5 protein-coding genes, 2 rRNA genes and 1 pseudogene (1 of these 8 cut by a window edge) are annotated in these 10,592 nt (G+C 40.6%); 7 read left to right on the top strand and 1 reads right to left on the bottom strand.

Annotation, left to right across the window (positions count from 1 at the left end; genetic code table 11):
* From NY10_RS08375 to NY10_RS08350, 6 genes and pseudogenes are all read left to right on the top strand, one after another.
* Positions 1 to 1,120: ribosomal RNA gene (locus NY10_RS08375) — 23S ribosomal RNA — on the top strand; it begins 1,800 nt to the left of the window's first position.
* 92 nt (positions 1,121 to 1,212) lie between these two features.
* Positions 1,213 to 1,328: ribosomal RNA gene (rrf, locus tag NY10_RS08370) — 5S ribosomal RNA — on the top strand.
* Between the two features lie 199 nt (positions 1,329 to 1,527).
* Positions 1,528 to 4,173 carry a magnesium-translocating P-type ATPase gene (mgtA, locus tag NY10_RS08365; RefSeq protein ID WP_058919541.1) on the top strand — a complete coding sequence of 882 codons (2,646 nt, stop codon included), beginning with the start codon at positions 1,528 to 1,530 and terminating at the stop codon, positions 4,171 to 4,173.
* A 317-nt stretch (positions 4,174 to 4,490) separates the two neighbouring features.
* Complete coding sequence (locus NY10_RS08360; RefSeq protein WP_058919540.1) at positions 4,491 to 5,855, top strand: L,D-transpeptidase family protein; 1,365 nt, start codon at positions 4,491 to 4,493, stop codon at positions 5,853 to 5,855.
* 126 nt (positions 5,856 to 5,981) lie between these two features.
* A complete protein-coding gene (gene gntK / locus NY10_RS08355; RefSeq protein ID WP_082664222.1) occupies positions 5,982 to 7,517 on the top strand; it encodes a gluconokinase in 1,536 nt (511 codons plus the stop codon).
* A gap of 79 nt (positions 7,518 to 7,596) precedes the next feature.
* Positions 7,597 to 8,145: pseudogene (locus NY10_RS08350) on the top strand (sugar O-acetyltransferase); the annotation flags it as partial.
* A gap of 122 nt (positions 8,146 to 8,267) precedes the next feature.
* On the opposite strand, the gene NY10_RS08345 reads toward NY10_RS08350, so the two are convergent.
* Positions 8,268 to 9,374, bottom strand: coding sequence for an ABC transporter ATP-binding protein (locus NY10_RS08345; protein WP_058919538.1), 1,107 nt, complete (start codon positions 9,372 to 9,374; stop codon positions 8,268 to 8,270).
* A gap of 543 nt (positions 9,375 to 9,917) precedes the next feature.
* Here NY10_RS08345 and NY10_RS08340 point away from each other — a divergent pair.
* Entirely contained in the window at positions 9,918 to 10,451 is a 534-nt protein-coding gene (locus NY10_RS08340) for a dCTP deaminase/dUTPase family protein (RefSeq protein WP_058919537.1), read from the top strand.
* The last annotated feature ends 141 nt before the right edge of the window (positions 10,452 to 10,592 follow it).

Genomic DNA, 10,592 nt, shown 5'->3' with positions numbered 1-10,592 from the left:
CAAAAACACAGGTCTCTGCTAAATCGAAAGATGACGTATAGGGGCTGACGCCTGCCCGGTGCTGGAAGGTTAAGAGGATGGGTTAGCTCTCGAGCGAAGCTCAGAATTGAAGCCCCAGTAAACGGCGGCCGTAACTATAACGGTCCTAAGGTAGCGAAATTCCTTGTCGGGTAAGTTCCGACCCGCACGAAAGGCGTAATGATTTGGGCACTGTCTCAACGAGAGACTCGGTGAAATTATAGTACCTGTGAAGATGCAGGTTACCCGCGACAGGACGGAAAGACCCCATGGAGCTTTACTGCAGTTTGATATTGAGTGTTTGTACAGCTTGTACAGGATAGGTAGGAGCCGATGAAACCAGGACGCTAGTCTTGGTGGAGGCGTTGGTGGGATACTACCCTTGCTGTATGACCACTCTAACCCACAGCCATGATCTGGCTGGGAGACAGTGTCTGACGGGCAGTTTGACTGGGGCGGTCGCCTCCTAAAGAGTAACGGAGGCGCCCAAAGGTTCCCTCAGAATGGTTGGAAATCATTCGTAGAGTGTAAAGGCAGAAGGGAGCTTGACTGCGAGACCTACAAGTCGAGCAGGGACGAAAGTCGGGCTTAGTGATCCGGTGGTTCCGCATGGAAGGGCCATCGCTCAACGGATAAAAGCTACCCTGGGGATAACAGGCTTATCTCCCCCAAGAGTCCACATCGACGGGGAGGTTTGGCACCTCGATGTCGGCTCATCGCATCCTGGGGCTGTAGTCGGTCCCAAGGGTTGGGCTGTTCGCCCATTAAAGCGGTACGCGAGCTGGGTTCAGAACGTCGTGAGACAGTTCGGTCCCTATCCGTCGCGGGCGCAGGAAATTTGAGAGGAGCTGTCCTTAGTACGAGAGGACCGGGATGGACACACCGCTGGTGTACCAGTTGTTCTGCCAAGAGCATCGCTGGGTAGCTATGTGTGGACGGGATAAACGCTGAAAGCATCTAAGCGTGAAGCCCCCCTCAAGATGAGATTTCCCATCACGCAAGTGAGTAAGACCCCTGAGAGATGATCAGGTAGATAGGTTGGAAGTGGAAGTACAGCGATGTATGGAGCGGACCAATACTAATCGGTCGAGGACTTAACCAATTTTTTAAACGGTGTCTTGGTTTCGACACGATGTTGCAAAAGAAAAACACTATCCAGTTTTGAGAGAACACCGTTCTCTTGATGAAAAAATGTGCGGTGGTGACGGCAAGAAGGTCACACCTGTTCCCATGCCGAACACAGCAGTTAAGCTTCTTAGCGCCGATGGTAGTGAAGGGTTTCCCTTTGTGAGAGTAGGACGCTGCCGCGCAATCTAAAAAGGTACCATCTTCGGATGGTACCTTTTTTGTGTTATACTGAATAACAATAACGGATTTAAGGTTATATTAAATGAAAAATCACCATCGTAAACGGTTATCTGAAGAATTTTTAGGTAAGATACATTCCATGAGCAGCATCTTTAATTTCTTTACTGTTTTGTTTTTTAGAACAATGGAGGTGTGTGGGTGATGAAAAAAAAAACTGAGACTTCACAAAGCCAATCAAAAGCAGCTATTCAAACATTAGTGAGATTCAGTAAAAAGGATATTGACCAAATCTATAGTGAATTGGACACAGATAAAGAGGGATTGTCTGATGAAGCGGTAGCAGAAAAAATAGAAAAATACGGTCTCAATCAACTAACTCATGAAAAAAGTGTTCCATGGTATAAGCAGTTGATTAAATCTTTTATCGATCCATTTACTTTAGTATTGATGACATTAGCAGTAATCTCTTTTATAACTGACGTTTTGTTATCTCCTCCCGAAAGCCGCAGTTTTAAGACTGTGATCGTTATCAGTACTTTAGTAGCTATTAGCGGATTTTTGAAATTCTCACAAGAATACCGTTCAAACAAAGCCGCGGATAAGCTTAAGACATTGATCAGTTCGACTTCAGATATTCTGCGAAAAAAATCAGGTATTCAAGAAATAGATGTGGAGAACATTGTGCCTGGAGATATTATTAGTTTAGCAGCGGGTGATATTATTCCTGCTGATTTAAGGCTGATAGTCAGTAATGATTTACTGGTAAGCGAATCATCTTTAACAGGTGAATCAGAACCGGTTGAAAAAGTTGCTTCTCCTTTAAACAGCATTTCTGACGATACAGGGGTCACTGAACTGAGCAACATCTGTCTGTTAGGAACAACGATTGCAAGCGGTAGTGCGACAGGCATTGTGCTTGCTACGGGAGATGCTACTTACTTTAGTTCAATCGCGTCTTCTATTGTAACGCAAAAAAATAAAACCAGTTTTGATAAAGGCATAAAAAAAATTAGTTTGCTTTTAATTAGATTGATGATATTAATGGTTCCTTTAGTCTTTGTCGTAAATGGGATCACGAAAGGAGACTGGCTGCAGGCACTGTTATTTGCTATTTCTATTGCGGTAGGACTGACGCCGGAAATGCTGCCAGTCATTGTGACAACGAACCTTGCAAAGGGAGCCATTTTAATGGGCAAGCATAAAACGGTGGTCAAAGAATTGGACGCTATTCAAAATTTCGGTGCAATGGATATCTTGTGCACGGATAAAACAGGAACGCTGACAATGGATGAAATGACCGTTACAACGTATTTGAACGCTCGGGGTGAAGAAGATCCAACGGTCTTAAGAAAAGCTTATTTGAATAGTTTCTTTCAAACAGGTTTACGCAATTTGATGGATGTTGCAGTTCTTGAAAAGGGAAAAGATAACGGGTTCAGCAATCTTGAACACCAGTACAGTAAAGTAGAAGAAATCCCATTTGATTTTATCCGAAGAAGAATCTCAGTGGTTTTAAAAGACACGGAAGGCAAAAATAAAATGATAACGAAAGGTGCTTATGAAGAGATAATAGGCATTTGTACTCAAGTAGAAAACGGCGGAAAAATAGAAACCCTTACAGCAGATGAAAAGAAAGAAGCTTTGGATAGAGCTAAAAAGTTAAGTAGTGAAGGCATTCGAGTGATTGCCATTGCTCAAAAAGAACAACCAGCAGCTAGCGAAGCAACAAGCAAAGCGGAAGAAAAAGAATTAGTATTAGCAGGTTTCGTGGGTTTCTTAGACCCGGTCAAAGAATCTGCAGGCGAAGCTCTAAAAGTGCTTGAAGAGGATGGCATAGACGTTAAAATTTTAACAGGGGATAGCGGAGCGGTCACTCTTAAAGTCTGTCAAAATTTAGGATTAGTTGTTCAAAGAGTTTTGCTAGGCAACGAAATCGGCAAAATGTCAGATGAAGAGCTGGCAGCTGCTGTAGAAGAAACCAGTGTCTTTGCCAAACTTGAGCCGTTACAAAAATCTCGTATCATCCAATCTTTACAAGAAAAAGCCCATATTGTAGGCTATATGGGAGATGGCATCAATGATGCTGCCGCACTTCATCAAGCGGATGTTGGCATTTCAGTCGATACCGCTGTTGGGATCGCTAAAGATTCAGCCGATATTATTTTACTTGAAAAAGATTTGCGGGTATTAGAAGAGGGCGTTATTGAAGGACGCAAAGTCTTTGGCAATATCATGAAATATATTAAAATTACAGTCAGTTCTAACTTTGGGAATGTTTTTAGTGTCTTACTGGCTAGTTTGGTACTGCCGTTTTTGCCGATGCTGCCCATTCAGCTGCTCGTTCAAAACTTATTGTACAATATATCTCAACTAGCCATACCTTGGGATACAATGGATCAAGAATATTTAAAAAAGCCGCGTAAATGGAACGCTGATGATATCGGAAAGTTCATGTTATTTGTTGGACCGATCAGTTCTATTTTTGATGTCGTAACGTTTTTAGTGATGTGGTTTATTTTTAAAGCTAATACACCAGCCATGCAGTCTTTGTTTCAAACAGGCTGGTTTGTGGTCGGGCTTTTATCTCAAACGTTGATTGTACACATGATTCGAACCGAAAAAATTCCTTTTATAGAAAGCAGAGCTACGCTTCCAGTAATGGCATTGAGTGGCGGTATGATGCTGATAGGAGCTGGTTTGCCGTTTACACCTTTTGGCACATCTATCGGCTTAACAGCATTGCCGCTAGCTTATTTTCCTTGGTTGATTGGAATTTTATTCAGTTATAGCTTGTTGTTGCAATTGGTAAAAAAAAGATACATTAAAAGATTTAATCGATGGCTTTAAAGGAGATGAAAAAACAAGCAGTGGGGAAAAAGAGCCGTATTTAATGATCAAGGATAAAAATCAGCGGTATTTTACTGGTTCGTCCACTGTTCAATAGTACAAATCTTAGGATAAGCAGTTGAATAGTTGAACATTAAAAATAGGCCTGCTCTTTTCTTAGAGGAAATGAAGAAAGGAATGGAATGTTCTTTAATTACGGTCAAAACATGGTAAAATAAAGGTGACCACGTAGGTTATCTTTTTAAAAATTGTTTGATGGTTGGGCACTCTCTCATAACTCAGGAACTTTACGTATAAACAAAAAGGAATGAATACAAATGGAGACTAATAAAAAATCAATATTTATTGGATTAGGGATATTTTTGATTTTGATTGGAGGCTTTTATATTTTTAAAAGCATGCAGTACCAGGATCAATTTCTGCCTAAAACCACTGCTGACGGTATCTCTATCGGAAAGCAAACAGTAGAAGAAGCAAACAAAACACTTCAAAAACATTACCAAGAAAAAACGTTTAAAGCGACCGAAAAAGGCGAAGAACTGTTTGCCTTTACTGGATCTGATATAGGTGTATCGAATGATTTTAGCGAAACGCTAGAAAAACAATTAGCGAAACAAAATCCTTGGTCATGGCCAGTGAGTCGTTTTAGTTCCAAGAACAAACAAGTAGCCATTGAAGGGGCTGCCTCGGATGAAGCACAAGTAAAAGAATTTGTAGCTGCTTTGCCATTGGGAAATGAAAACCGTACAAAACCGGTAAATGCAACGCTTAAAAAAACAGAAACAGATTTCGAAATTCAGCCTGAAGTGAAAGGGAACAGTTTTGATTTAGAAAAAGTCAATCAGCTGATCAGAGAGGCTGTTCAAAAAAACTCAACTACTATAGAGTTGGAGCAAGCGTATGCTACTCCAACGGTTTATGCAGACGATGAAGCATTGCAAGCCAATTTGGCAGAGGCAAAAAAACTAAGCGATCTGTCGATCACTTATCAAATATTTGGTTCAGAAGAGATTGTGCCACGTGAAACATTAGTCAATTGGCTGAATGTGGACGATACAGGTTCAGTGGGAGTAGATAAAGCTCAACTCACTGCTTATATGCAAAAATTAAGCGATAAGTACAGTACGTATGAGAAAGCTCGTGATTTTACCTCTTCTAAAAAAGGTGTGGTCAGTGTTCCAGCTGGAACGTATGGTTGGACTTTAGATGTGGCACGGGAAACAGAAGCTCTGGCTGAGGATATCTTGGCTGGTAAGGATGTTGACCGGACTCCCCGCTACAATGGATCTGGATATGCAGATGATGGTAATGAGTTTGGAGAAAATTATATAGAAATCGATTTAGAAGCACAACATATGTGGTTTTACAAAGATGGAAAGTTAGCTTTAGAGACGGATGTTATCACTGGTAAACCAAGTACACCGACTCCTAAAGGAATCTTTTATGTTTGGAAACAAGAACGCAACGCTACCTTAACCGGTGAAGATTATGCAACGCCGGTTGATCATTGGTTGCCGATCGACTGGAGCGGAGTAGGAATCCATGATTCACCATGGCAAACGAATTATGGTGGGAAAACTTATTTGACCAAAGGTTCTCATGGGTGTATAAATACTCCTCCTGAGGTAATGGTAAAGATATATGATCAAATTGAGATCGGAACGCCTGTAATTGTTTATTAAAATAGAAAAAGCGCAACGAAATGAAACTTTTCGTTGTGCTTTTTTTATGAAAGGCTATACTTTTTATAAGGCAGTGCCGTTAAATAATCAAGTTATCAAGAGAAAGATAATTAAGGAGGACTTTTTTTGAAACAACAGTATGTTATTGGGGTCGATATGGGAACAACCAGCACAAAAGCGGTTTTGTTTGAACCGAATGGAACAGCGATAGATGTAGCGTATACAGCCTATCCGTTGATCAAGGAAACACCCGACATGGCGGAACAAGATTTAGATGTTTTATTTGAGGCCGTGTTGTTAAGTGTTGGAACATTAATGGATAAGACAGCCTGCCGTCCTGAAGATATTCTATGTGTTAGTTTTTCAAGTGCCATGCACAGCTTGATTGCGATGGACCAACTGAATCAACCTTTGACGAGAAGCATTACATGGGCAGATAATCGTTCAGCCAAATGGGCGGATCAATTAAAAGAAACAAACGGTTTAGAAATATACCACCGGACAGGAACACCGATTCATCCTATGTCTCCATTAGCTAAAATCATTTGGTTGAGAGAAGAGCATCCTGTTATTTTTAATAAAACAGCAAAATTTATTGGTATAAAAGAATACATTTTTTATCAATTATTTGGTGAATACATAGTTGATTATTCCATTGCTTCTAGCACGGGTTTGTTTAATATTCATGATTTCAAATGGGACAGTCTGGCCTTAGCAACCGCTGGTATTGACGAAAGTCGATTGTCCAGTTTAGCAGCACCGACTAATCAACTAGCGGGAATGTCGGCGAAGTATGCAGAGCAAATGGGGCTTTTGCAAGATACTCCATTTGTTCTGGGAGGAAACGACGGCTGTCTTTCCAATTTAGGAGTAGGAGCTGTGGAGCCAGGGATAGCAGCGGTCACTATTGGAACAAGCGGCGCAGTTAGAATGGTCACCGATCGTCCGGTTACAGATCCGCAAGGGCGGACCTTTTGTTATGTTTTAGATGAAAAACATTGGGTGATCGGGGGCGCAGTCAATAACGGCGGCGTGGTTTTAGAATGGGCAAGCCATCAGTATTTTCAAATGGAACAGCAATTGGCCGGTGAAAAGGAACAGACAGCTTACGATTGCTTGATGGAACAAATTGCTGCTGTGCCAGCCGGTTCTAAAGGCTTGTTTTTTCATCCTTACCTCAACGGCGAACGTGCGCCGTTATGGGATGCAGAAGCACGCGGTTCGTTTTTTGGAATTAATACGATGCACCGTCCTGAACATTTTTTGAGAGCGGTTTTAGAAGGCATCTGCTTTAATCTTTACGACGTTCTACATGATTTGACTGAATTGGCGGGCAAGCCTAAAAAAATCATGGCAACGGGCGGGTTTTCAAGATCAGAAGTTTGGCGCCAAATGTTGACAGACATTTTTAATCAGGAATTAACATTGCCGGAAAGTTTTGAAAGTTCTTGTTTAGGTGCGGCAGTCTTCGGCTTAAAAAGCATGGGAGTCATCCAAGAACTATCAGAAGTAACGTCAATGACCGGCTTCGAATACAGTCATGCTCCCCAAGCAGCAGAAGGGGAAATCTATGGAACGATGTTTCCAGTCTATCGACAACTAAGTCAAACATTTGCCAGCAATTACCATCAAGTTGCAGCAATACAACGGATTTTAGAATAAAACAATTTAAGGTGAGTCGCATATAGTACAGAAATATGGGATAATAAAAAAGAGATTTAATAATGAAAGGGGAAACAAGATGGCTTCTCAAAAAGAAAACATGATTGCTGGTGAAATGTACGATTCATCAGATTCAGAATTATCAACGGCTCGAAAATTTGCTCGAAAAACATTAAGAGAGTTCAATCAAGCAGAAGATTCAGATGAGGCAAAAGCACTGCTGAAAAATCTTTTTGGTTCAACAGGCGAAAATTTTCACTTCAATCCAGGCTTAGTAGCAGATTATGGATTTAATATACATATAGGTGAAAATTTTTATGCGAATTTTAACTGTACATTATTGGATATCTGCCCGATCACCATTGGAAAAAATTGTATGTTAGCTCCCAATGTCCAATTGTACACAGCGACTCATCCTTTAGATCCTGTAAAACGCAATACGGTTTGGGAGTATGGCAAGCCGATCACGTTGGGCGATAATGTTTGGATCGGCGGAGGCGCAATCGTGATTCCGGGAGTTACTTTAGGTAATAATGTTGTTGTGGCAGCTGGTGCAGTAGTCACGAAGTCATTTCCTGATAATGTGGTTATCGGCGGAAACCCTGCTAGAGTTATCAAAGAATTGGATCTTTAATACAAACTAAAAAACTATCCAATGAGGTAAAGTGCCTCAATGGATAGTTTTTTGCGTCCCGCTAAATTACAGCAGAGACTAAACCTCCTCCTGATTTACCAGGAGGAGGCAGGGGATTATAAGCGAATGACATCTTGCGTTTCTGTATCAAAGAAGTGAGACTTGTTCAAGTCAAAAGCTAAATCGATAAATTCACCAGGAGCATGGTAATCACGAGCATCTACTTTTGAAATAAATTCCGTATCATCCACACGAGTATAAAGCATCGTTTCAGCACCAAGCAATTCAGAAACCACTACTTCAGCATGTACCACACTATTTGGATTGGTATCTAAAGCAATTTGTTCGCTATGGATATCTTCTGGGCGGATACCAAAGACTAATTTTTTACCTTCATAGCCTTGTTCTATCAAACTTTTACTTTTGCCTTCAGGAATGGTTAATTTTAAACCTGCTCCATTTGTGATGACATTGCCGTTCAATGTAACGTTAAAGAAGTTCATGGCCGGTGAACCGATAAATCCAGCTACAAAAACGTTTACTGGCGTGTCGTAGACTTCTTTAGGCGAACCAATTTGTTGAACAAAGCCGTCTTTCATAATAACGATACGATCGGCCATTGTCATCGCTTCTGTTTGGTCATGTGTAACATAGATAGTAGTCGTTTCTAAACGACGGTGCAACTTAGCGATCTCAGCCCGCATCGCGACACGTAATTTAGCATCCAAGTTAGATAAAGGCTCATCCATCAAGAAAACTTTAGCGTCCCGTACAATAGCTCGGCCTAAAGCTACCCGTTGGCGTTGTCCGCCAGATAATGCAGCCGGTTTGCGTTTTAAGTATTCCGTTAAGCCTAAAATCTCAGCGGCTTCTTCTACACGGCGTTTGATTTCTTCTTTTTTATATTTACGTAATTTCAATCCAAAAGCCATGTTATCGTAAACAGTCATATGCGGGTACAAGGCATAGTTTTGGAAAACCATAGCGATATCGCGGTCTTTAGGCGCTACATCGTTCATCAACGTATCTCCAATAAACAATTCCCCTTCAGAAATATCTTCTAAGCCGGCGATCATTCTTAAGGTCGTTGATTTCCCACAACCGGATGGTCCAACGAACACGATAAATTCACGATCTTTGATTTTTAAATTAAAGTCTGTTACGGAGTACTCTGGATTATTTTCGTATTTTTTATGAATATTATTTAAAGCGATCTCTACCATGTTTTTCACCTGTCCTATTCATTAGTTTATAAGTAACTCAATACATTCAGTGTAATGTAAACGCTGTCTTTTTGAAACGTAGCAGTGCACAAGTTTTTGTACATTTTTTTGTGCAACATGCCGATTTAAGTGGATAGGTGACAATTGAAGGGGAAAATCGCACCCTGTTATGAGCTAGAGTCCATTTATCTCACAATTGATCCAAAAAAGAGTAGCAAATTGTTAGATAAAGCCAGTCTAGTTCTGTAGTGTCCGTATAATGGTGTGAAAAGAGAAAGGTCAGTTCAACTTTTAATACAATATAGTTCCCACAACAAACATTGAGAAAGGATAATGGTTATGACCCAACTAAATCCTAATATAAATGTTGATTGGAAATTTATTGGATTCGAAAATGTCACTACCTGCTAGTCGGAAGATATCGTAATAAAGCCTGGTTTTTGGTATAATGAATAAGGAGTTTTAGGAATCTTGAAAAATAATATACAGTGATGTAAAAGTTTTCTATTAAACGAACTAGATTTAAAGGGGACCCAGTATAGAATGGAAAAAGTACGTGGATTTGAACGTGTGTCACATTACGAAACAAAAGATATTCAGTTACCGATCAGAGCAACGAACCATGCGGCCGGTTATGATTTTGAAGCTGCAGAAGATTGTTTAGTACCGTCGATTTGGAAAGTGTTGTTTAAGAATAAAGCAAAAGAAACCTTGGCAACGGATGCTGTTTTTCCGGAAGAAAATCGCAAATATTTAAAATCAACGTTGGTGCCAACAGGCATTAAAGCGTATATGGGAGAAAATGAGTATTTACAGTTAGCCAACCGCTCCAGCAACCCGATCAAAAATCAACTGCTGTTGCCTAACGGAGTAGGGATCATTGATGCGGATTATTACAATAACGAAAGCAATGAAGGACACATTTATTTTCAATTTGTTAATTACGGCATCACAGATCACTTGATCAAAAAAGGTGACCGAATTGGACAAGGAATTTTTATGCCTTTCTTGAAGGCTGATAACGAAAGAACAACCGGGCAAAGCCGATCTGGCGGTTTTGGTTCATCTGGCAGATAACGGCAAGTTGAAATGACAATGGCATAAGAAAAAGAAGAAACCAGGAGCTAAAGCTTCATGGTTTCTTCTTTTAAAAATCACAGTTTAAGCATTTGCGTATTCTATACTAAACGTGACGTTAACACAAACGGATTTGAAAGG

It is taken from the genome of Carnobacterium sp. CP1, assembly GCF_001483965.1.
Taxonomy (GTDB): Bacteria; Bacillota; Bacilli; order Lactobacillales; family Carnobacteriaceae; genus Carnobacterium_A; species Carnobacterium_A antarcticum.
The sequence above is the reverse complement of the archived record's forward strand: the minus strand, read 5'-3'. Positions and strand labels throughout refer to the sequence as shown.

What these genes read in the sequence shown, in the direction of transcription:
- NY10_RS08340 (WP_058919537.1), top strand. Translation starts at nt 9,918, where the DNA reads ATGGAAAAAGTACGTGGATTTGAACGTGTGTCACATTACGAAACAAAA.
- mgtA (WP_058919541.1), top strand. Translation starts at nt 1,528, where the DNA reads ATGAAAAAAAAAACTGAGACTTCACAAAGCCAATCAAAAGCAGCTATT.
- NY10_RS08360 (WP_058919540.1), top strand. Translation starts at nt 4,491, where the DNA reads ATGGAGACTAATAAAAAATCAATATTTATTGGATTAGGGATATTTTTG.
- NY10_RS08345 (WP_058919538.1), bottom strand. Translation starts at nt 9,374, where the DNA reads ATGGTAGAGATCGCTTTAAATAATATTCATAAAAAATACGAAAATAAT.